Raw genomic sequence first — 23,646 nt, forward strand, 5'->3', positions numbered from 1 at the left:
ATTCCTCCTATTAGTAAGCTCGACTTGCGAATAATATTTTTCTATATAATTTTAATGCTTAAAATGGTCCGTAATTGATAAAATAAGCAATCACAACGGCAATTAAACCAATCACATATTGAATAAGGACTAACGGCAGCACCCATTTTGCCCACTTTGTCCATGAAATTCCCGCAATCGCTAAGCCAGCCATTAATGTTCCAGCTGTCGGGAAGATAATATTTCCAATGCCGTCTGCAAAAGAAAAAGATAATACAGCCGTTTGTCGCGTAATATCAAGCAAATCTGCAAGAGGCGTCATGATTGGCATCGTCAGCATCGCATGACCCGTTCCAGATGCTAAAATAAGATGAATCAGCGCTTGGAAGTTGTAGATTCCGATGACGCTTAAATATCCCGGAATATGTTGAATAGCTCCAGATACTTGATGAAGCATAGGGTCTACAATATGACCTTCATTCAAAACAACAAGAACTGCGCGAGAAACTCCGATAACGAGCGCTCCTCCAACTAGTGCTGCTGCCCCGTTTGTAAACGACTTAACTGTATTTTCAACAGAGAGCCTTCCAATAATCCCAATTACAACTGTCAAAATGACAAATAAAGAGGCAATTTCAGTAATGTACCACTTATACTTAATAACGCCAAAAGCAAGAATTACATAGTTAACAAGAAATGCTGCCATAATCCATTTATGCTTTCTAGTTAACTTCGCATCAGAGTTTAAAAGTTTATTTGCATTAGTTATGCTGTATTTCCCGTACGTTCCAATCGAAGGACTTTTTTTCACTTTCATCGCATATCGGTAGACAAACCATACTGAAACAGCATAAACAACTACAAACAAGATGAGTCGAAAGCCCATTCCAGAAAACATAGGAAGCTCTGCTACCCCCTGCGCAACACCAACTGTAAATGGATTCATAACAGCCGTAGTAAAACCAGCCGATGCGCCAATTAAAACAATAGCAGTCCCTGTTAATGCGTCGAATCCAAGAGCAAGTGCCAGGGGAATTAAAAGAGGAATATAGGCTAGCGTTTCTTCCGCCATCCCCATTAAAGAACCGCCTACTGCAAAAAATAACATCATAACGGGAATTAACAATTTTTCTCGGGTAGCAAGTTTTTTAGCCATCGTTGTAATTAATACATCTACTGTCCCCGTAGCGCTTAGTACACCAAAGAAACCGCCGATAATTAATACAAAAAAGATAATGTCGGCTCCTTCTACCATTCCTGTATGTATTGCTTTGACCATATCAAAGAATCCAACAGGTGTAGAATCAATCCATTTAAACGATTGAGGATCTACCGTTGTTCTCCCGTCTACTTCTACACGCGCATATTCTCCAGCTGGCAAGATATACGTTAAAATGGTAGCAATCACAAGAAAGCCTAACAATAAAGCAAAAACGTTTATTTTCCTCTCTTTTTTCCGTACCTGATTTAATGAACTCATTTCCTTTTGCGGTTCACTCATTCTTCTTCTCCCCTTCATTGTGAAATAATAGCTTTAGATAAACATCTCTTTCTTTAAAAGCAGATTCCTTATCTGCGACTACATATTGCTCCTTTCTTTTGTATTCCTCATATACAGTACAAGCAATTTTCGTGCCAACGTAGAACCGTTTAATTTTCTGAATTATGATATAATTAAATCGCGTTTTAGGTGTTAATTGGGTGTTTTTAAAAAATTAACAGCGCCAATTAAGATGTTGGTTGATAGAAAATCTGGAGCACGAAGCATTAGCTAGTTCTTTTTTTAAAAAGCCACGAAAAGAAAGATAAAAGAATTTAATCTATAAACATAAAAAAATACTATTTTATTATTGTCTTTTCTTTAAGTAGATTAATACTATAAACCTTCAATCTATTTATAAAAGCATTGCGCATAATGAAAGGGTGTTCAAAACAATGACTGTTTATCGTATCGGGGTATTGGGGGGTGATGGCATCGGCCCGGAGATTGTCGATGCCGCAGTTAAGATAGTTAAAAATGCTTCTTGCAAAGCAGGAGTAAAAATGGAGTGGATTTATCTGCCGATGGGATGGGAAGGAATTAAACAATATAACGATCCTCTTCCAGAAGTAACGATAGATGCTTTAAAACATACGCATGGATGGATACTTGGCCCGCATGATTCTGCGGCTTACCCTCTTGAACACAAAGAAAAGCGTAATCCTAGCGGAGAGCTTCGTCACAGTTTAGATCTTTACGCAAATATTCGCCCTGCTAAAACAACGCCAGGTATTAAAAGCGTCGTGAAAGAAGCTGATTTAGTGATCGTCCGAGAAAATACAGAAGGATTTTATGCCGATCGTAATATGTATTCTGGACACGGCGAATGGCAGATTACAAAAGACGTTGTGGTGACATCGGGCGTATTTACGCGAAAAGCCGTAGAAAGGATTGCGCGTGAAGCTTTTGCATTGGCTATGCAGCGTCGTAAAAAAGTAACAATCGTACATAAAGCAAATGTTTTAAGATTAAGTACCGGACTATTTCTAAACGTTTGTCGAGAAGTAGCTGAGCAATATCCTGAAGTAAAAGTGGACGACTACCATATCGATGCCATGGCTGCTCATCTCGTACGTCGTGCAGCCGATTTTGATGTCATTGTGACAGAAAATATGTACGGTGATATTCTTTCAGATTTAGCCGGCGAGCTTGTAGGAAGCTTAGGATTAGCCCCTTCTCTTAATGCAAATGAACATATCGCTATGGCACAAGCAGCTCATGGTTCTGCGCCAGATATCGCAGGTTTGAACATAGCAAACCCAACGGGTATTATTTCTTCAGCAGCCATGCTACTGAAATGGTTGGCTGAAAAACATGCGGATCACAAACTTACAGAAGTGGCTGCTACAGTAGAACACGCTCTTTATCAAACGCTCCAAGATGAAGTGAAAACGAAAGATTTAGGCGGACATGCCTCTACGTCAGAGTTTACAGAAGCTATTTTAGAAAAAATAAAATCCATGTAACATTAGCAGCAATTTATCCATTCTATAGAGGTGATCATAATGAAAAAACGAAAGATTATTATGGACTGTGATCCAGGTCATGATGATGCTATTGCTATTATTTTGGCTGCCGCACGACCGGAATTAGATATTTTGGCGATTACAACTGTTTCAGGAAACGCAGAAATTGAAAAAACGACGATGAATGCTTTGAAAGTGTGTGATTTGGTATCATTACATAACGTGATTGTTTCAAAAGGAGCAAGCGAACCAATGATGCGCAGACGTGAAAATGCGCCTAGTATACACGGGGATTCAGGATTAGACGGCCCTGAGTTCCCGGCTCTCTCTCGCAGTTGGAGCGAAGAACACGGAGTAGATACTATTATACGAATGGTCAAAGAGTCAGAGAATCCCGTTACGCTTTTGCCTACCGGTCCTTTGACGAACATTGCCTTAGCTTTAATAAAAGCTCCAGAAATGAAAGAAAACATTGAAGAGATTATCCTTATGGGCGGTGGAACATTTGGGAACTGGACGCCGACGGCTGAGTTTAATATTTGGGCAGATCCGGAAGCAGCTAAAAAAGTGTTTGATAGCGGCATTCCACTCATAGTAATGGGGTTAGATATTACGCATCAAGCCGTTGCAACAGATGACGTTATTAACCAAGTCATGAACATCGATAATAACGTAGCAAAAAAGGTCGGGGAATTATTAGCATTTTTTAAATCTGCCTATAAAGAAACCTTTGGCTTTGACGGCCCTCCCGTTCACGATGTATTGACCGTTGCTTATTGCGTAGCTCCAGAACTATTTACGCTCAAAGAAGTTAATATTGTAGTAGAAACACGCGGAGAATACACGGCTGGAACGACTTCAGTTGATTTCCTGGGAGTAACAGGAAGGAAACCCAATACGAAATTTGGTTTAACCCTTGACGTAGACGGATTTTGGGATTTAATGATTAAGGCTCTTAAAACATATTCAGCTTCGTAATGTTCATGACTTTATAAAAGTGAGACAGCACCATAGCAGAGTTTGCCACTTGCTGGTGCTGTCTCACTTTTATTCATGCTATCTAGCTGTTCTTTTCGCTTTTTGATTGAGCATTACAGTAATGATTAAAGCGATAATAACACTTCCTTACTTTCTGTTTGCAACGCCTGTTAAAAAATTCAAAAACACGTGTACGCCTGCTTTCACGGTAATTTCTCCTACATCACGCAGCGGATCTAGACATACAATATCCATTGCTTGAACAAGCGGATGACTCCCGGCGGTGTATACTGCTTCAAATAACTCATCTGTCCTCATTCCGCCTGTCGTTCCTGCTGCAACTCCCGGTGCGTAAGCGATATCTAACACATCCATATCAACGGTTAAATAGATCATATCTACCTCTTTGCTCAGCTGTTTTAATGCTTCTTTCACGGTATGATTTATTCCTGCTTTTCTTGCTTGCAGTAACGTTGCATAATGAACGCCTTTGCTATCTGCATATTCCTTTAACGATTTTGAATTATAAAACCCGTGAAGTCCGATATTCCATACATGAGCTGCATCAATCGTGTTGCTTTCGATTAAATTTCGTATAGGGGTTCCGTTAGAAGGACCGTTATCTTCTAAGCTGTGTAAGTCAAAGTGCGTATCAAACTGTAAAATCCCTATCTTCTGTTCGGGATGTGACGCTTTCCACCCTTTTACTAACATAGCTGTAATAGAGTGGTCTCCTCCAAGCATAACAGGCAGCGCATGCGGATGATATTTCCGCATAGACATCATCGCTTCTTTTATATGCTGATGGGATTTCTTTATATCCGTTACATGCTGTTTAACGTCCCCTAAATCTAAAACTGACAGGGAAGTCAAATCCGTATCATACTCAATATGATACGGGTTGAAGGATTTCCAGATCTTTCTCATGGCCATTGGCGTCTCACTGGCTCCAGAAGCGCTAATGGAAGACCTTGAAAGAGGCACCCCTAAGATCGTAATATCTATTGGTGTAAAATCAAAGTCGCTCCCATCTTCAACTGTTTGAATCCAGTCGCTTACTTTTGGGTCATGAGTACTTTGACGCTGCCAGCAAAAAGGCGGTCGATCAAGCTGTGGGTACGGATAGCTCATGTAACACACCGCCTTCAACCACTACTTTTCCATCTTTTAATACCGTATCTACAAGATTTACCGCATAGTTATACTGCAGCGTTTGGTAATTGGGAGCGTCAAATAGCACTAAATCCGCTTTTTTCCCTACTTCAACACTTCCGATTTGATCGCCTTTGCAAATGGCATGAGCTGCATTAAGTGTACAGGCCGTTAAAACTTCTGCTGGCGTCATCTTCATCGTTAAACAAGCTAAATTCATAATAAACGGCAGCGATTCCGTAGGAGAAGACCCTGGGTTTCGATCTGTAGACAAAGCAACAGGCACTCCTGCTTCGATCATTTTTCTAGCACGAGCCGGCTCTTCCATTAAAAAGAATGCAGTACCCGGCAATAGGACGGCTATAACTCCGCTTTCAGCCATTTGTTTAATTCCTTGATCCGATGCTTTTAGTAAATGATCCGCTGACACAGCTCCCACTTTAGCCGCTAATTCTGCCCCGCCAAAAGACACAATTTCATCAGCGTGGATTTTAGGTTTTAGTCCGTATGCTTTTCCAGCTTGTAAAATACGATCTGACTGTTCAACTGTAAACACACCTTCTTCACAAAATACATCACAAAACTCCGCTAGCTCTTCTTTTGCAACGATGGGTATCATTTCTTCGATAACGAAACGAACAAACTCATCTTCATTGCCTTTGTACTCAACTGGCACCGCATGAGCTCCCATAAAGGTTGAAACCACATCTACTGGATGCTGTTCATTCAGTTTCTTCGCTACTTTTAATTGTTTGATTTCATCTTTAAGATTTAAACCGTACCCGCTTTTGGCTTCGACAGTTGTAACTCCGTACTGCAGAAATCTATTTAAACGTTTTGTAGATTGCTTGATTAGCTCCTCTTCCGTTGCTTGTCGTGTACTAACGGTTGTTTGTAAAATTCCTCCTCCTGCTTTTAAAATATCAATATACTTTGCTCCGTTTAAGCGCATTTCTAATTCTTTTTCACGACTGCCGCCAAACACAAGGTGAGTGTGGGGATCAATCAACCCAGGCGTTACAATTTTTCCTGAGGCATCAATTACATGAACCTGTTCCTGAATCTGTTCAAGATATTCCTTAGCTTTGACGTCAGGACCAACAAATACAATTCTTCCATCTTTCACGAGTACGCTGCCGTTTTCAATGATGCCTAGCTCTGACATCTCTTCCGCTCGTCTAGGCTGACTTCCTCCTTTAATCGTAATGACTTGTTCAGCGCATTTGATATACGTAATAGTCATACGTATTCCTCCTTTTTTATTCATTTAACGCGGGAATTTGTATTCCTTTTTCTTTTGCAGTTTGAATGGCCTTATCATAGCCAGCGTCTACATGACGAACAACACCCATGCCTGGGTCTGTTGTTAAAACACGTTCTAGACGTTTGGCAGCATCTTCCGTCCCGTCTGCTACTACAACCATTCCAGCGTGAAGGGAATACCCCATACCGACTCCTCCTCCGTGGTGCACAGATACCCAGCTTGCACCTGCTGCCGTATTGACTAATGCATTCAAAATAGGCCAGTCTGCTACTGCATCACTGCCATCTTTCATTGCTTCAGTCTCACGATTTGGCGAAGCCACAGAACCGGCATCTAGATGATCTCGGCCAATAACGATAGGCGCTGACAGCTCTCCGTTTGCTACCATGTCATTAATAATTTTTCCAAAGCGCGCTCTTTCTCCGTAGCCTAGCCAGCAGATACGAGCTGGCAATCCTTGAAACTCAATTTTTTCTCTCGCCATTTTAATCCAGTTGCAAAGATGCGTATTATCCGAAAACTCACGTAAAATGACTTCATCTGTTTTATAAATATCCTCTGGGTTTCCTGACAAAGCGACCCATCGAAACGGTCCTTTTCCTTCACAGAACTGTGGACGGATGTACGCTGGGACAAATCCCGGGAAATCAAATGCATTCGTGACACCTTCATCGAGCGCCACTTGGCGAATATTATTGCCATAGTCAAAAGCAACTGCACCTTTTCTTTGCATCTCTAACATGGCTTGAACATGAATAGCCATACTTGATTTTGATTGTTTTATATATTCATTTGGATTTGTATTCCGCAATCTTTCTCCTTCTGCTAAGCTGACTCCAATCGGCAAATATCCGTTAAGCGGATCATGTGCCGATGTTTGATCTGTCACAATATCTGGGATAAATCCTCGCTTTATCATCTCAGGAAGAATCTCGGCTGCATTTCCAACTAATCCAATGGAAAGCGCTTTGCCCAATCTTTTTGCATCTTCAGCTAACGTGATGGCTTCAGCTACGCTTTCGACTACCGTATCGCAATACTTTGTTTCGATACGTTTTTCAATACGCGTGCGATCAACATCAATTCCAATTACAACGCCTCCTGCCATCGTAACGGCTAGTGGCTGTGCACCTCCCATTCCTCCTAATCCAGCTGTTACCGTAATCGTTCCTTTCAAACTTCCATTAAAATGCTGGTTGGCACACTCAGCAAATGTTTCATACGTTCCTTGAACAATGCCTTGGCTTCCGATATAAATCCAGCTTCCTGCAGTCATTTGCCCGTACATCATGAGTCCTTTTTTATCAAGCTCATGGAACGTCTCCCAATTCGCAAAAGCAGGAACAAGATTTGAATTTGCTAATAAAACACGCGGCGCATCACTGTGTGTTTTAAAAACCGCAACCGGCTTGCCCGACTGTATGAGAAGCGTTTCATCTTCTTCTAATTCTTTTAACGTATCTATAATACGATCGAACTCCTCCCAGTTACGGGCTGCTTTTCCGATCCCTCCGTATACAACTAACTTTTCCGGATGCTCGGCTACTTCGGAATCTAAATTGTTTAGAAGCATGCGAAGAGCAGCTTCTTGTACCCAGCCTTTTGTCATTAGTTCTGTTCCACGAGATGCTTTTATCCCACTTTGTTTTGTCTCCATTTTGTTTTCCTCCTCTATAAAAATGAAAAACTGTTAAACTAACTTTTTATTACAGCGCTAGTTCATAATTAGTATCTTGCACAAAAGTTTTGAAATCAGCTGCTAACGCCTCAATATCACGCGAGAAAATTCGATCTTTAATAATGGTTGGTACGTTTTTTCTAATTCTTGAATAAATTTTTCTTGTTTCTGAAGCAAGTTTATCCACTCCTTGAATATCGGCTGCTTGAGCCGCACAAATTGCTTCAATCGATAGAACTCTTCGTGTATTTTGGATAATTTGATAAGCATGACGTGCAGCAGTCGTTCCCATACTGACATGATCTTCTTGATTTGCTGAAGATGGGATAGAATCAACACTTGATGGATGCGCTAATACTTTATTTTCGGAAACTAATGAAGCTGCAGCGTATTGAGTAATCATGAGCCCGGACTCTAGACCTGGATCTGCACTTAAAAATGCGGGCAGCCCACTAAGCTGAGGGTTTACTATTCGTTCAATGCGCCGTTCAGAAATATTCCCAAGCTCCGCCATTGCAATTCCTAGAAAATCCATAGCAAACGCAATAGGCTGCCCGTGAAAATTCCCTCCAGAAATTACTTTGCCGCTGTCAGCAAAGATGAGCGGGTTATCGGTTGCTGAATTAATTTCAATTAACAGCTTTTCTTTTACATAATTTAAAACTTGATAAATAGCACCATGAACTTGAGGAATGCAGCGTAGTGAATAAGCATCTTGCACTCTTATTTGACCTTGAGAAGTAGTTAATTGACTGCCTTCTAAGTACGAAAGAATTCGGGCAGCTACCTGCTGTTGTTCGCGATAAGGTCTTACTGCATGAGACTCGGGCATGAATGCTTCTACAATACCTTGCAGACCTTCTAATGTTAGTGCTGCAATCCCGTCAGCAAGATCAGCGAGCTTTTGAGCTTCAAGGTACGAAACTACGCCTACAGCCGTCATTGCCTGAGTGCCGTTAATTAGAGCTAGCCCTTCTTTTGCCTGTAATTGGATAGGTTCAAGCCCCGCTAGCTTTAAAGCTTCTTCTCCTTGCATTCGCTGACCATTATATACAGCTTCTCCTTCTCCAACTAGCAGCAGCGCTAGATGTGATAACGGGGCTAGGTCACCGCTAGCTCCAAGCGAACCTTGACTCGGGATAACCGGTACTAGGTTTTGATTTAAGCAATCGATAAGAAGCTGCAAGGTTTCCAGTCGTATTCCGGAATATCCTTTAGCTAATGCGTTCGCTCGTAAAAGCAGCATGACTCTGCTTACTTCTAACGAGAATGGTTCTCCTAGTCCGCAGGCATGACTGCGAATTAGGTTAATCTGCAGATCAGCTAAGTCTGTTTTTGAAATAACCGTATCGCTAAACTTTCCAAATCCCGTGTTGACTCCGTAAATGACGTGGTTGTTCGTAATGCTCTCTTCAACTAACGTTCTGCTTTTTTGTATATGTTCAACTGCGTGATCGCTAATTTTCACAGAGTATCCTTGGTAAATAACTTTGTAAATTTGGTCGAACGTCAGTGAATTTCCATCAATTTGAATAAACATCATACCCGCTCCCTTGTTAAACTGTAGACTGTCTTTTCTTTTTGAACACAAAAAGGGGCTATATCAAAGAGGAAACAAGCTCCTTTTGATATAGCCCCCTATAAACTAACCTACTTACACTATGGGCTTTTATTAATAATCAGTATTTCACTTATACATACAATCGCTAAATAACTAAATTACTATACACTTTAAGCTGTACAACTTAAAGCAACTAGGGTACCTACACTAAGTATTGCGCTGAATTAATCATTTGTCAATTTTTATTTTATAAAATTTAAAATAATCTGAAAAAATGTTATTTCTTATAGCAGCGGTGACTCACGGCTGCACAATTTTATTTTTTTAAACGTTATCGGACGTTCATGTCACTTGGGTGCGGACCTTTACGGCGATTGCTGTTTAACCCATTAATCTCTGCCATATCATCGGCAGTGAGTTCAAAATCAAACACGTTAAAGTTTTCTTCTATTCTAGACGGTGTAACTGATTTAGGGATGACAATTGTGTTGTTCTGTAAGTGCCAGCGCAATACAACTTGAGCCGGAGTTTTGCTATGTACTTCAGCAATTTTTTGAATGACTTCGTCTTGTAACACTTCTCCTCCTTGATCAAGAGGGCTCCATGCTTCCACGAAAATATTATGTTTGGCGCAAAACTCTTTTAATTCATTTTGAGCAAGATACGGATGACATTCAATTTGGTTTAAAACAGGCGTTACGTCACATTCATTTAACAAGCGCTCCAAATGCTCAATTTCAAAGTTGCAGACGCCAATTGCTTTTACTTTTCCATCGCGATAAAGCTTTTCTAATGCTTTATACGTCTCAACATACTCATCATATTGAGGAGTAGGCCAGTGAATCAAATATAAATCAACATAATCAAGCCCTAATCGTTCTAAACTTTCATCAAACGCACGTAGTGCATTTTCATAGCCTTGGTCGCTGTTCCAAACTTTTGTTGTAATAAAAAGCTCTTCTCGAGGAACAGAAGATTCTTTAATCGCTTGACCTACTCCTTCCTCATTTTTATAAATCATAGCTGTGTCAATAGAGGTATATCCAACTTCAATTGCTTTTGACACTGCAGCTGCTGCTTTGTTGTCTTCTACTTGCCATACGCCAAATCCAAGCTGAGGCATTTTTAAGCCGTTGTTTAATGTAACAATATTCATTTTACATGTCTCCTTTTTTGTTAAAAAGTTCAAAGTTTTAATGATGGTGCCAGCCAATCAGCATAGCAACCTGGCCCATTATAACGCCGACTGGGATTCCTATAACCATGGCTCCAAATCGAAATTTAAAAGACCATGCCCGCGGTACAAGGGAAAACAAATAAATCATACTCATCGTTGCCATACATGTACTGCTAAAGAAACTGACGATAGTGTGTAAATTTGGCATGCCTTCTCCTCATTTCACTAGAACGTTTGCGCCTTTTCAATTTCATCATTTATCTTTTGTTCTAATGCCTGTGTTTTCGCAGCCGACATAGTTACATTCGTCAAAGGGTTCCGTAATCCTGCTTCAATCAGCTAAAAATACTTTACCTACGTAACTTTTTTAATTAAAACGAATATGTGCTTTTAACTGCGAAGTTGTGTATAATTTCCGTATATACAAAATAATAAGAATTTTTTATTTTAAAGAAAAACTGTACATTTTCTGTAAGGTAATCATACATATTTGCAAAAGTTAACGAAAGGAATGGATATAAAAAATGGCGATTGAAAGAGTAAAAGCATATTTTAAACAATATGGCATGGAGAATCGAATTATTGAAATGGATGAGTCCAGTGCTACTGTAGAACTGGCAGCGCAAGCTTTAAAATGTGAGCCGCAACGGATCGCAAAAAGTCTTTCTTTTAACGCAGAAGGAACCGTTTTATTGATTGTGGCAGCAGGAGATGCAAAAATTGATAATCGAAAATACAAAGAAGAGTTTGGAACCAAAGCAAAAATGCTTGGAGCAAGTGAAGTAGAAACGCTGATTGGTCATGCTGTAGGCGGAGTATGCCCGTTTGCTGTTAATGAAGGTGTTAACGTATATTTAGATGAATCTCTGAAACGGTTTGTTACCGTTTTCCCTGCCTGCGGAAGTGGAAATAGCGCAATCGAATTAACAATACCCGAACTAGAAGAATTTTCGAAATGCTTAAAATGGGTTGATGTGTGCAAAGGATGGAATGAATAATCTATGTGAATGACGGTACAGATATAATTAATCAGAACACCAACAAGCTGAAACAATTTTTTGTTTCAGCTTGTTGGTGTATCTAAACGAATTTATGAAACAGCTTAACCCAACCTAGGTAAGAAACCCCTAAGAGAAATACAAAAAGAAATAGTAAAGGAATGTTCCTAGGGATAAAAAGCCAGCCGTCTAACGTATTCCACAGAAATTCACTTTTATTTGCTTTTCTCATCATTTTCACCTCAAGCAGATTTACTATTTTGTATTCAAAAATTCTTTTACATAGTTATATACAGTATCTTCAACTTATGACCTTTTTTCAAGAAAAACGTGCACGGAAAATGGACTGAATGTGAATCTTCCTAATTTATACCTGTTATGTACTCATTCATCGTCTTATTTTTATCTGTAAAAAAGAAGAAGCCTACATGTTTAGATGCAGGCTTCTTCTCGTTGATTCAGTCTTTCCTTTGTTTGCCTAGTCAGGCCCTTTCGTTACGTATATCGGTTCATAACCAAAGTGCCTTGTGTCAGATACGAGTATCTGCTTTCAATTTGCGGTAATACATTTGCTGAAGTCGCTGTTAAGCCTTTCAAAACTAATCAGTCCCTTCAAACGCTAAGTATTTAACCTTTCACAACAACCATTTGCATGATAGCTGCTGTACTATATGTGTACCCCGTATTTATATAGTAAAACCTAAAAAACAATTTTTTAGAATTTATAGCAAAGAAAATTTAGATACTATAAGCAAAAGAAGCACGCCAGCTATTAGTGCCTCTTTTGCTTATCCTCACGCAGGCAAAGAAAAGCATCCGCAGTGAAATTAATCAAATTTCTTTAGTTTACCATTTGATCAATTTGTTGAAATGCATCTTCAAGTGAAGTATATCCATTTGTTTCTCCTTCGTTACCTTGAAGAGTCCATTCTTGCTTTTCTACTGCTAGTTTCCCGTCTTTATCTTTTAGATAAGGTCTGTTAACCATAAACACATGATCATTCTTTTTTACTGTATAGCCAAGATAATAGTGATTCCCTTCTCCTTCTTCTTCATATACAGAAACGCCTTGAAGGTTATATTTGTTTAAAATGTCATCCATATGATGCGTCAGTTCACTTACAATTGCTTCTCTTCCTACATATTCCACATTTCATACCCCTTTTCATTTTGATTTATACTTAGCATTCCCTTGAGCATATTCAATTACACTATCTTTCAAACGTTGTATAAACAAAGCGACTCAATATGAAATTCATTCATTACACAATAATAAAAAGCTACCTCACTATTAATACAATGAAAAAACTTTGCTAAGTGAAGTAGCTTTTTTGTTATCGATATCTATAGAGAAACTTGATTATAGTTCAGTTAAAATAATCGGTTCACCTTTCGTTACAACAATTGTATGTTCACATTGTGCTACAAGACTATTATCAGGTGTAACAAACGTCCAGCCGTCGTCTCCGCGTTCAATGATATGATCAGCTTTCATAGAAATAAATGGCTCGACAGCAATAACAAGACCTTTTTTCAAAAGGGCTTTATCCATTGGATCATAATAGTTTAAAATGTGGTTAGGAGCGTCATGCAAGCTGCGGCCAACACCATGACCCGTTAAGTTTTCAATAACAGCATATCCGTTTTGATGTGCAAAGTTAGAAACAGCACGACCAATTTGGTTTTGTTTTGAACCAGCTTTTACTTTTTTCATAGCTGCCCAAAATGCATCTACTGCAGCTTGACACAGCTTTTCTTTTTCTTTGTCTTGCCCAATAACAAATGAAATACCAGTATCTGAATAATAGCCATCAAGTACGGCAGATACATCCACATTTACTAAATCGCCATCTTTTAATACGCGGTCTCCCGGAATGCCGTGAGCCACTTCTTCGTTAACACTAATGCACGTTACACCTGGGAAATCATATTCTTTTTCAGGTGCAGAAGTAGCACCGTGTTCATCCAATATTTTTTTACCGATCATATCAAGCTCTTTTGTTGTCATACCTGCTTTTGCTTGGCTTTTCATCTCTTCGCGCGCAAGTGCCACGATGCGCCCAATTTTGCGTAAACTTTCTAAATCTTGTTCGTTACCAATAATCATAAAAAAACACTTTCCTTCCTCGAAATATATATCCTATCCGATTTTATCATATTTTTATGAGGATTTTTCAGAAGACCTTTTAAGAACTAAAATGTACGATTAATTAGATTAATAAGATATTTATCATATGTAAAAATCCTCTTCATTAACCTATGAAATTCAAAAAAGCATGCTACTTCACTGCAGCATGCTTTTTTATGTTATATAAAAGCTCCCTCAAACAAGCAGAAGCTTCCACAATCCCTTAATCCGCTGTTTCAAACTTCACTTCATTAAACAAACTAGTAGAATTCCACACATTCAGCCCAGCATAACCTTCTGAAAAGGTAGGGTCCATTGTATCGATCACCAGCTTGCCATCGAGATAAATTTGAATGTGTTCCCCTTCAGCCATCACTTTTAGATGGTAATCCGTATTTGGCTTTAAATCCAGCTTTCCCCCATCGTCGTAAATCATGAGATCCTTTCCTATTCCATCTCTAAACGCAATGAGTTTGACCTGATTATTAAGCACATCTACATTCGCAGCATAAGCGTTATTTGCCTGTTCATCCGAACGGAATACTAGCGCTCCTGCTCCTGTAGAATTTGAAACAGGATCGTCTAATACCTTTATCTTTGCCTCATATATAAAATTCTTTGCATTTTCTGATGATAAAGCAAAGGCATCTTCTTTGCTTCGTCCTTGTTTTCCATTAATCGTATCGGCCCATAGTCCGCTAATGCTTTTCCACCCTGATAAGTTTGTCTCAACAGGACTTTTATTCCAAATAGATTTTAACGGATACATCTTAAGAGAATTTAATTTTACAGCGCCTCCTTTACTATAAAGCTTTATTTTATTGCTTGAAAGCGTTGGAAAGAGCTGGTCTGTTATTACTTCCGTGCCGTCATTACCAAATACTTCTACAGACGACTGGTCTACAAACATATGAAGCTTAACCTTTCCGTCTTTTGGAAGCATGGAAGCAGAGTGTTTGCCTTTCACATTTTCACCAAAATCAAAACTTCCAGAGTTTGTTCGATCAACAGATAATCGCTGTTTGTTTATGTTATAGCTGACTTTCGTATTTTCACTGCCTTCTTTTTGAATTTGAAAACCAAATTCTTGTGCATCTGTAGTAGAAACATCGAATTCTGCCATGATTTCATATTTGTCTTCCTGTATGCCTGAAAGAAGATTTCCATTTTCAGTAACCATGAGATTCTTCAATATCTTTTTTTCTTGCTTATTGCGGATTGAATCAATTGAAACAGGTGTTTGTTTTAAACGAAGCCCTTTTGCTGTGTTGGTGAGTTCTATTTTTCTTGGGATTGACATAGAGCTTCTCCAAGTAGTAGTTGGGGTATTATTTGCATATTGCCAGTTGCTCATCCAGCCTAGCCAATACTTTTCTCCGTTATCTCCTTCAACTCCGCTCCAATCTACAGCGGCATAAAAGTCGGCACCATAATCTGTCCAAAGCACTTCCTCTGGCGGGTTTTCATTTTTAAATGTTTTCCCGTCAAAATCCCCAACAAAGTACTGCATCCCTGAACCTCCAGCTGCCGCTCCATCATTGATGCTGACCTCCAGCACCCATTTTTTCTTTGTACTGTCTCCATCAACCGGCAGTTCGAGTAAAGTAGGACACTCCCAAATCCCTCCGTTGCTTCCATGAGTTGATTTCACCCATTCTCCTGACACAGTATTCCAATCTGAAAGCTCTCCGCTTTCCCTTTGTTTAACTTCCTCCGGTTCTTTTGCTACACTGTCCACTTTATCCGGCATTTTTTCTGTATTAAATACATTCACATCATCTAGATTAATATGCCCCCATCCGCCTACAGCTTGATCAACGGCTTTAATGTACAGTACTTCTCCTATATACTTAGAAGCATCCCATACGTAGCGCTGATACTTTTCATCTGCAAACTTTGTATTCGCTTGACGAATCAATTCTTTGTCGTCGGATGCCCGGACTAAGGCTACATAGCGGTTTGTGGGGTCGTTTCCGCCTCCCATTAACAAATTGATTTCACCTGATCCGCTCAATTTAAAATAAGACGAATGTAATTCTCCAGTGGCACTATCGCCATCTTGCTTATCAGAAAAACCCCATAAATGATACTTTCCTTTTTGTTCAAAAAGACCGCTCCAATTTGCGGTTGCATCCGTCACATGATCGTTTGTGAATGCATTTCCCTTTATCGTTTTCCAGCCGGTGAGATCCCCTGTTTCAAAACTTTTATTTTTAATTTCTTTTTCATCTGTATCAATAAACTTGGTCATGTTAACGTCTTGAAACCGGACTGAAGATTGATTAACGTGCAGTCCAAACAATCCTTTTGAAAAAGTTTCATCTTTTGCAGTAAGGGTGAAGTTATCGTCTATATGCAAATCAAGTTCATTTCCCGATGCAGTTACTTTTACTTGATGTGATTTGCTCGTATCAATTTTTTCATTTGTTTCGGCAAGGACAGTTGGAATGCCATTTTGAAGCTTTACTAGTTTGATTGTATCCTTAGAAGCATCCACGCTAGCTATATATCCGTTTTTGGCTTCCGCGTCTGCTCGAAAAAGTAGTGCACCTGAACCATGGTTTTCATCTAAAAATGTCATATTTGACTCGTAAATAAACTGATCTCCCTGTTCTTCACTCATAATATATCCGTCGCTGTCAGATTTACCGGTTTTTCCATCAGTAGTATCATTCCATGTTCCCGTAACAGGTTTCCAGTTAGATAGATTGGTTATGAAATTAGATTGATTCGTAAATTTAACATGACGAAAGACAGCTGTGGAATTCCATGCTGTTAGTCCAAACTGACCGTTTTCAAAAGATGCATCACTGCCTTCTAAAACCTGTTTCCCATTTAGCAGTATCTTAAAGTGGTGACTGTTTGCTTCTACTTTTACACGATACGCTTGTGACGTATCAAGCCTCATTGGCTTTGAAACAACAGTCGTTACGCTTCCTTTCTCTACTTTGTTAAGTGTTAAGAGGTTCTTTTCAGCATCTAAATTGACGGTATATGCGTTTGTTGCATCTTTATTAGAACGAAAAACAAGGCCTCCTGCACCTTCGCGTCCATTCTTTTCTACAAGCGTAATTTCTCCCTCTAGAGTAAAGGATTGACCTTTTTGTTCAGACAAGGTATATGAATAGGCACCGCTTTGACCGTTTGCTTGAATCCCTCCGTCAGATCCAAACTCACTTGCGTATTCCCACTTTTTTAAGTCAGGTGATGTATAAAACATGATTTTATCTTTAGCAGCTAAAGACATCACCCACTGCTTGGTTTGCTCGTGCCAAAATACTTTTGGATCGCGCCAGTCCGGAACTGGGGGATTTGGCATAACAGGATTTCCTTCATATTTGGTCCATGTTCTTCCGCTGTCCGTGCTGTATGCTAGACTTTGAACTTGCCCTTTACTGCCCGAGTGCGTAAAGATAGCTACCATCGCTTCTTTTCCAAACCCTGCGGTATTATTCCAATCGATAACGGCACTTCCTGAAAAGATCTCTCCGTTCTCATCTGGGGAAAGAGCAACCGGCAAGTGTTTCCATTTCACTAAGTCTGTACTAACTGCATGCCCCCAGTGCATAGGTCCCCAGGTGGTACCGTAAGGATAATACTGATAAAAAAGGTGGTACTCCCCGTTATAGTAGACCATTCCATTTGGATCGTTCATCCAGTTCGCTTCTGGAGAAAAATGAAATTGATTCCGGTATTTTTCTTGATAATACCCTGTATTATCAGCTAATACAGGGGATACAGAAAACAAGCTTATGGAACAAGCGACTCCAATCATCAATAACTTTTTGACGGTTCTTTTCATCTTCCTTTCCTCCTTTATTGGCATACTGGCTATGTAAAATATTTTCACCAGCATATGCTAGAAGAATAGATGACTCCCTTATTTATCAGCCTAAAAAGCCGATCCAATAACCTCCTATACCGATTAAGAAAATACCGAAAATAATAAGCAGCGGATTTGTACCTTTTCGAAGCATCCATGCTACTAATAGAGTTAGTGCTAAAGGCAGCAGTCCCGGTAAAATACTATCGAGTACGTCTTGCACGGTTTTTACGACAACTTTACCGGAATCATCTTTGATCCTAGAAACAACCACTGGTATATTAATAGTGGTCCATTTCGAAACCAATGCTCCCATTACAAAGAGTCCCAAAATGGACGCACCTTCCGTCAGTTTTTGAATTCGATTGCCTACTAAATCTTTTAAAATTTCTGTTCCTTTTAAATAGCCATATTTTAATCCATAATATTTTGTACTTAATCGAATTGCATTAATTAAGATGAAAAACAGCAGTGGTCCGGCAATATTCCCGCCTAACGCAAGAGATGCGCCTAGTGCTGCGAGGACTGGTCGCAGCGTTCCCCAGAAAATAGGGTCTCCTACGCCAGCAAGCGGTCCCATTAATCCAATTTTCATTCCGCTGATGGCTTTTTCATCGAAATCCTTTTTGTTTGCCATTTCTTCTTCCATTGCTGCCGTGACGCCGAATATAGGTGCAGAAATCCATGGATGTGTATTGAACCATTCTAAATGCCGCTTCAGTGCTGCATTTCGCTGTGCCCCTGGTCCGTATAAACGTTTGATTGCTGGAATCATAACATAACAGTAGCCCATTGCCTGAACACGCTCAAAGTTAAATGAACCGAGTAAAAAATTCGAGCGAATAAACATGCTAAAGATGTCTTTTTTCGTTAATCTTTTTTCATTTTCCATCTCTATCCCTCCCTTAAATTCGCCGTTTAGGCATCTAAATCATCATCGTCATCATCATATACTTGTTCGCTCCCTGTAGCTGCGGGAACGCCTGCCGGCTGCATTTGATTCCGCTGCTGCATTACTTGCTGATAAAGAAGGGCTAAACAAAGGCCTAACGCCCCAAATCCTACCAAGTTAAACCCTGTAAATGCCGCTAATAAGAACCCGATATAGAAAAAAGGTTTTAAATGAGGAATGTTCATCATATTGATAACCATGGCATATCCTACGACCACGATAATGCCTCCCCCAATTTGCAGACCTTTTGTAATAACTTCCGGAATATTTCCGAGGAAAGTTTGCACGGCGCTTACGCTGATTAATGTAACAATTAAAGTTGGAATCATAACGCGGAGAGCCTGAAAACCCATAGCAGTAATATGCATAATTTCAATTCCTTTAAAGTTTCCTTCTTCCGCGTACTTATCAGCTCGATGAATTAAAAATACTGTGATGGTACGAACAAAAATGGTGAGTACTTGCCCTGCGGCTGCTAAAGCTATAGCTACCGCAATGCCTTCACCAATACCCTGACCAGCTGTGATAACTAAAATAGTTGAAATAACAGAAGCAATAGCCGTATCTGGTGCCATCGCCAATCCAACATTCATCCACCCAAGAGCCATTAATTCCAGCGTTCCACCTAAAATAATGCCCGTTTTTAAATCTCCAAGCACCAAGCCTACTAACGTGCAGGCAATGAGAGGACGATGGGATTGCCCTTCGTCCAACACGCTTGCGATGCCAGTTACCGCTGCAACGACTAATAATAAAATAATTTGTATGGAAGACATAAACTCATCTCCTTATTTGATTTTTGTTTCATTTCTCAGTAGTTGAATAAAATTTTCGCTAGAATCTGAAGGTAATTGGCGCAGCTCAAGCTTTACGCCTAGTTCCTGCAGTTTCTCAAAAGCAGCGATATCTTTTTCGGTAACGCTTACAGATTTGGTGATTTGTCTTCGGTCATTAGCAAAACGCATGCCGCCTACGTTTACTGTCTCAATAGGCACTCCAGCTTGAACAAGAGCAACAATATCTGAAGGACTTTCAAACAGCAGCATGGCTGTTGTATCCTGATAACGCGGACTATGAAAAGCTTTTGTCATTTTAGAAATCGAGACAGCACTTGCTTTTACATTCGAAGGAGCTACAGAAAGAATAAGCGTTTTTCTCATTTCATCCGCTGCCACCTCATCTGAAACAATGATAATTCGATCTGCTGCATTTGTTTTGATCCATCTTGTTAATACCTGCCCGTGAATAAAGCGGTCATCAATTCTTGCTAAAACGATTTTCATAATAATCCATCCTCTCCGATTTGGTTTGCTTGCTGGATTTTCTCCAGATGTTCACTGCACACTTGAAAACTTTCTTCATTCACTTGCTTTAATCTTCCTAGCATCTCTTTTAATGTAACGTGTTCTCGCATGGCTAACACTTCTAGTAACATAGGCAAGTTAACTCCGGATACCATATCCGCTGTTTTATTTTTAAGGATATAGGGAGTAGCTGCATTGTAGGGCGTACCTCCGAAAATATCGACTAGAAAAAGCACTTCATTTTCTAAAGGCATTTCCTCTAGTGCCTGCTTATATTTTTCTTCAAGGGTTTGGATACCCTCTCCTTTTAGAAAAGGTACGGCTACTACGTGATTCTCTTCACCAAATATCATTTTGGAAGAACCTTCTAATGCTGGCGCGAAATCACCATGTCCACTAATAATGACTGAAATCATGTACACTTGCTCCTCTCTTTTGCGTTCTACACTTATTTATTGCAAGTATCGTGCCAACAAAGAGTATTAAGCGCTTTCATTTATTTTTCAATACCTTTTTCTTCGTTATTGATACAGGTTTCTTAAAATAAATAAACCTGTATCAAAACTCAATGCGTTTTAATACAGGTTTTTCTGTTATTTAAAAAGTGAGACAAAAAAAAGAAACTAGTGGCATACAAATCAAACTAGTTTCTTAGGATTATAATATGATTTTTACATTTCATCCGCAAAAATAGTGGAAATAAATAATTTTTCATCTCTTGTTAAGGTAAGTTTCAGCTTTTTTTCGACGGCTTGTAATGTTTTTTCCGTTTTTTGATAAATATTTTCCAATTGATGAGTGATTTCTTCATCCTTCGGAAAAGCAAGAGGTTCGTTTTTTATCATTCTTTCTAAAGCAAAGGCTGTATGCATCACAATCCGAATCATAACGGTGTTGCTTAATTCCATTTCTAACTCATCTTGTACGTGACGTAACCACTCTAACAGAATTTCACTTATGAGATACGGATTAATAAATAGAAGATACTTTCGCAAGTTTTCTTCGCAAAGTTCACGCACTACAATATTCGCTTCGGTTTTCTCGTCATCATAGCGTATCGTTTCTTTTGTAATTGCCTGTTGAAGTATTCGCTCTCCCTGCCCTTCAATGAGGACTTCTAATGATACATGAGGCGCATCAATCCTTGGATTTTTAGTACCTGCTGTTGCAACAATTTCATATTCTTTTTGAATTTCTCGAATGTTGGCTGCTAATTTAATAGAAGAAACGGTTAGAATTTTAATAGGCTCTTGAGATACTTTGCGTGAAATAATCGTTAAGATTTTTTCTAATTGTTTTGCTGTACCGCTTCCTGTTGTACAAATAGAAACAAGTGCTTTCTTTTTTCCAAACGCGTGCTGCTGCTTATCTATAAATTCCATAAAGTCTTTTTGCACCGAATCAAATATGGCATATAAATTTAAATCTAAATAATTTACTTTTCTAACGGTGTCTAACACCATAGACGTCGTCACATTGCTGATTGTTTTAATTTTAGTCCCTGTTTTTTGTTCCAACTTGCTTTCTAACATGGCAAGCGAGCCCATGTCCACAAGCATTAATACGCCTTCTCCTTCATCTACTTTCTTAATTCCCTGGACTAACCTATCTACAATTTCAACCGGAGATACCGTCAAAGGCACATCAATAGCTATAATAGGAGTGCTTCCTAAAAGCTCTTTAGCAACTTCAACCATAGAAGTGGCCGTGCTGTTTCCATGCGCAGCAACTACAATCCCTACTCGTTTATTTTCTTCTAACGTTCGAATCGATTGAATAACCATTGTGAGATAAATGACTTCTATTTCCGGCACGACAATGTTAAACCACTTTTCAATTCGATTTTTAAAAAGCAGGGCTACCGCATATTCTTTTGGATATGTTTCGCGAATTTCATCTATCTCCTTTGTATTTAATACGTCTACTTGTTTTTTTCGCTTTAAAAAGGATTCCATATGCATACTTAAAAAATGAATAAACCTGCGATCAAATTTACAGTTCAATTCTTTTTCAGCTAAATGTTTTAATTCTTTTGTAAGCTGAATCACGTCGTCTTCTACGAATTTCATTAAATTAGAACTTTGGCCATTTTTTTGATTAAAAAAGCTCCGAACATTCAAATGAATGTCGGTAAGAATATATTGATTGATGTCTTCCTGAGATAAACCTTCTTTTGTTAAAACATCTACTTTTTCTTCTATTAACTGATATAAATTAAATGATACGTCTTCTTCCATTTTTATTTCTTGGCTCTCCATAGCCGGAGAAATGATGGTTTTGAGGTTTACATATTCAGAAATTTTTCTGCTGCGCTCCATATTTTTACTATTCGAAATCCAATCTCGTTTAATATCATCAGGCAAATCTCTCACTGTAAGTTCCACCATATGTTTACTATCAAGGTTATTTAAAAATCCGTGTGCGCAAACGAGCTGTACATTGGACTTTAACTGCCCTACATTCCCGAATTTTTCAGTGTGGATTAAAGCATTTAATACATCAATGTGGACACTTAGCTTTTTATTAATTCGTTTAGCTTCTTGTTCTAAAAGAAACGTTGTAAGACGAAGCTTTTCTTTTAGAGATCGCTCTTCTAATGAGGGAATATGGATAGTCATCGGAATTCTTCTTAAGAAAGTTTGCAGTAAGGCTGAACCGGGATTTTCAGTTGTAGCACAAATAATTAATACTTTAGACGTTCGCTTATGATCTGTTTCCCCTAGGCGATTGTACGTACCTTGGTCAATGAGGTAAAAGAGCATTTCTTGACCTTCAGGAGGAAGCCGGTGTATTTCATCCATAAAGAGAATGCCTTCATTTGCTTGTTCTACTAAACCTACTTTACTTTCAGTTGCTCCAGTGAAACTCCCTTGCTTATGACCAAATAACTGAGAAAGAAGTAATTGAGGATTGTGATAATAATCAGCGCAGTTAAAGGTAATGAACGGGGCCCCTGTTTTTAACCTCTCTGAATATAAAGCAAATTGATAGATTCGTTTTGCAAAAAGAGATTTGCCTGATCCCGTGGGACCTAATAGCAGCATATGTAACCCATTGGGCGGGTAAAGGATAGCAGCTTTTGCTTGAGAAATCGATTTTTTTAAACTACCTGTGGCTCCAATCATTAATTCAAAAGGATTAGCAGGAAGTGCTTCTTCTTTTCCCCCATTAGATAGCTGCTCTAGTTTTTCCACTTCCATCTTATTCGTATCCCACTTTTGACGAAAAATTATTTCGACAACCTCTAGCGGAACGTAGCGAACGGGGAACATTTTAATTTTAATTACTTTTTGCATGCGGACAAGTTTGTTCAGTTCAAGACTTACATTAGACCTCTCTAAATCTAACTGTTCAGCAATTTCAATCGCTGAGCTTCCTTGTTTATGTAAAAGTTCTACTTCTGTAAACTCCTGAAAATTACTCAACAGCTGATTATATACCTTATCAATTCGTTTCATTAAGAAGCACCTTCTTTATTTTCAGTTAACGAACGGGATTTTCTCTTTCAAAGATATGAAACATTCCCTACTACTACAAGTCTTTTCATATACAAGTATCATCATGTCATACTAATCTATGAAAGCGTTTCAAGCCATTATATGTAAATATATTAAGTTAGTCAACCTTGCATGTCAACCGGTTTCAT

General features: G+C 39.0%; 18 protein-coding genes. 3 read left to right on the forward strand and 15 right to left on the reverse strand.

The annotated features are described in order from the left end of the window. Nucleotides 1-58: 58 nt before the first annotated feature. Nucleotides 59-1,480 (reverse strand): YfcC family protein, encoded by a 1,422-nt coding sequence (locus tag SB717_RS01180; RefSeq protein ID WP_048018582.1) that lies wholly within the window; start codon nucleotides 1,478-1,480, stop codon nucleotides 59-61. A gap of 434 nt (nucleotides 1,481-1,914) precedes the next feature. Here SB717_RS01180 and SB717_RS01185 point away from each other — a divergent pair, with 434 nt between their 5' ends. Continuing rightward, nucleotides 1,915-2,985: an isocitrate/isopropylmalate dehydrogenase family protein gene (locus SB717_RS01185; RefSeq protein ID WP_410903037.1), complete on the forward strand. Its 1,071-nt coding sequence runs from the start codon at nucleotides 1,915-1,917 to the stop codon at nucleotides 2,983-2,985. Nucleotides 2,986-3,024: 39 nt separating this feature from the next. Continuing rightward, on the forward strand, nucleotides 3,025-3,963 hold the full coding sequence (locus tag SB717_RS01190; protein ID WP_410903038.1) for a nucleoside hydrolase: 939 nt from the start codon (nucleotides 3,025-3,027) through the stop codon (nucleotides 3,961-3,963). Between the two features lie 147 nt (nucleotides 3,964-4,110). Here the strand turns inward: SB717_RS01190 and SB717_RS01195 are convergent, their stop codons facing one another. The 6 genes from SB717_RS01195 to SB717_RS01220 form a co-directional block, all read right to left on the reverse strand. After that, complete coding sequence (locus SB717_RS01195) at nucleotides 4,111-5,094, reverse strand: agmatinase family protein (RefSeq protein ID WP_410903039.1); 984 nt, start codon at nucleotides 5,092-5,094, stop codon at nucleotides 4,111-4,113. Beyond that, on the reverse strand, nucleotides 5,069-6,358 hold the full coding sequence (gene hutI / locus SB717_RS01200; RefSeq protein ID WP_410903040.1) for an imidazolonepropionase: 1,290 nt from the start codon (nucleotides 6,356-6,358) through the stop codon (nucleotides 5,069-5,071). Before hutI ends, SB717_RS01195 begins: the two co-directional genes overlap by 26 nt. A gap of 16 nt (nucleotides 6,359-6,374) precedes the next feature. Continuing rightward, nucleotides 6,375-8,036 carry a urocanate hydratase gene (gene hutU / locus SB717_RS01205; protein WP_410903041.1) on the reverse strand — a complete coding sequence of 554 codons (1,662 nt, stop codon included), beginning with the start codon at nucleotides 8,034-8,036 and terminating at the stop codon, nucleotides 6,375-6,377. Between the two features lie 49 nt (nucleotides 8,037-8,085). Then, nucleotides 8,086-9,597 (reverse strand): histidine ammonia-lyase, encoded by a 1,512-nt coding sequence (hutH, locus tag SB717_RS01210; protein ID WP_410903433.1) that lies wholly within the window; start codon nucleotides 9,595-9,597, stop codon nucleotides 8,086-8,088. Nucleotides 9,598-9,949: 352 nt separating this feature from the next. Further along, a complete protein-coding gene (locus SB717_RS01215; protein ID WP_410903042.1) occupies nucleotides 9,950-10,774 on the reverse strand; it encodes an aldo/keto reductase in 825 nt (274 codons plus the stop codon). Between the two features lie 37 nt (nucleotides 10,775-10,811). Then, nucleotides 10,812-11,003: a hypothetical protein gene (locus SB717_RS01220; protein ID WP_410903043.1), complete on the reverse strand. Its 192-nt coding sequence runs from the start codon at nucleotides 11,001-11,003 to the stop codon at nucleotides 10,812-10,814. A gap of 316 nt (nucleotides 11,004-11,319) precedes the next feature. On the opposite strand from SB717_RS01220, the gene SB717_RS01225 reads away from it, so the two are divergent. Next, nucleotides 11,320-11,793 carry a YbaK/EbsC family protein gene (locus tag SB717_RS01225; protein ID WP_410903044.1) on the forward strand — a complete coding sequence of 158 codons (474 nt, stop codon included), beginning with the start codon at nucleotides 11,320-11,322 and terminating at the stop codon, nucleotides 11,791-11,793. Between the two features lie 841 nt (nucleotides 11,794-12,634). Here the strand turns inward: SB717_RS01225 and SB717_RS01230 are convergent. The 8 genes from SB717_RS01230 to SB717_RS01265 form a co-directional block, all read right to left on the reverse strand. Next, the gene (locus SB717_RS01230; protein ID WP_410903045.1) at nucleotides 12,635-12,943 is read right to left on the reverse strand and encodes a DUF5634 family protein; all 309 of its coding nucleotides are present in this window, start codon (nucleotides 12,941-12,943) and stop codon (nucleotides 12,635-12,637) included. A gap of 210 nt (nucleotides 12,944-13,153) precedes the next feature. Continuing rightward, complete coding sequence (map, locus tag SB717_RS01235; protein WP_410903046.1) at nucleotides 13,154-13,900, reverse strand: type I methionyl aminopeptidase; 747 nt, start codon at nucleotides 13,898-13,900, stop codon at nucleotides 13,154-13,156. A gap of 244 nt (nucleotides 13,901-14,144) precedes the next feature. Continuing rightward, nucleotides 14,145-17,723, reverse strand: coding sequence for a glycoside hydrolase family 32 protein (locus SB717_RS01240; protein ID WP_410903047.1), 3,579 nt, complete (start codon nucleotides 17,721-17,723; stop codon nucleotides 14,145-14,147). Between the two features lie 85 nt (nucleotides 17,724-17,808). Next, on the reverse strand, nucleotides 17,809-18,636 hold the full coding sequence (locus SB717_RS01245; protein WP_013056298.1) for a mannose/fructose/sorbose PTS transporter subunit IID: 828 nt from the start codon (nucleotides 18,634-18,636) through the stop codon (nucleotides 17,809-17,811). A gap of 26 nt (nucleotides 18,637-18,662) precedes the next feature. Then, a complete protein-coding gene (locus SB717_RS01250; RefSeq protein ID WP_074678148.1) occupies nucleotides 18,663-19,472 on the reverse strand; it encodes a PTS mannose/fructose/sorbose transporter subunit IIC in 810 nt (269 codons plus the stop codon). Between the two features lie 12 nt (nucleotides 19,473-19,484). Then, nucleotides 19,485-19,979, reverse strand: a complete 495-nt coding sequence (locus SB717_RS01255) for a PTS sugar transporter subunit IIB (protein ID WP_074678150.1) — start codon at nucleotides 19,977-19,979, stop codon at nucleotides 19,485-19,487. Continuing rightward, on the reverse strand, nucleotides 19,976-20,416 hold the full coding sequence (locus SB717_RS01260; protein ID WP_014460796.1) for a mannose/fructose/sorbose PTS transporter subunit IIA: 441 nt from the start codon (nucleotides 20,414-20,416) through the stop codon (nucleotides 19,976-19,978). Before SB717_RS01260 ends, SB717_RS01255 begins: the two co-directional genes overlap by 4 nt. 255 nt (nucleotides 20,417-20,671) lie before the next feature. After that, on the reverse strand, nucleotides 20,672-23,458 hold the full coding sequence (locus tag SB717_RS01265) for a sigma-54-dependent transcriptional regulator (RefSeq protein ID WP_193423413.1): 2,787 nt from the start codon (nucleotides 23,456-23,458) through the stop codon (nucleotides 20,672-20,674). Between the last annotated feature and the right edge of the window lie 188 nt (nucleotides 23,459-23,646).

Origin of the sequence: Priestia sp. SIMBA_032, assembly GCF_046535215.1 — a bacterium.
Lineage (GTDB): Bacteria > Bacillota > Bacilli > Bacillales > Bacillaceae_H > Priestia > Priestia aryabhattai.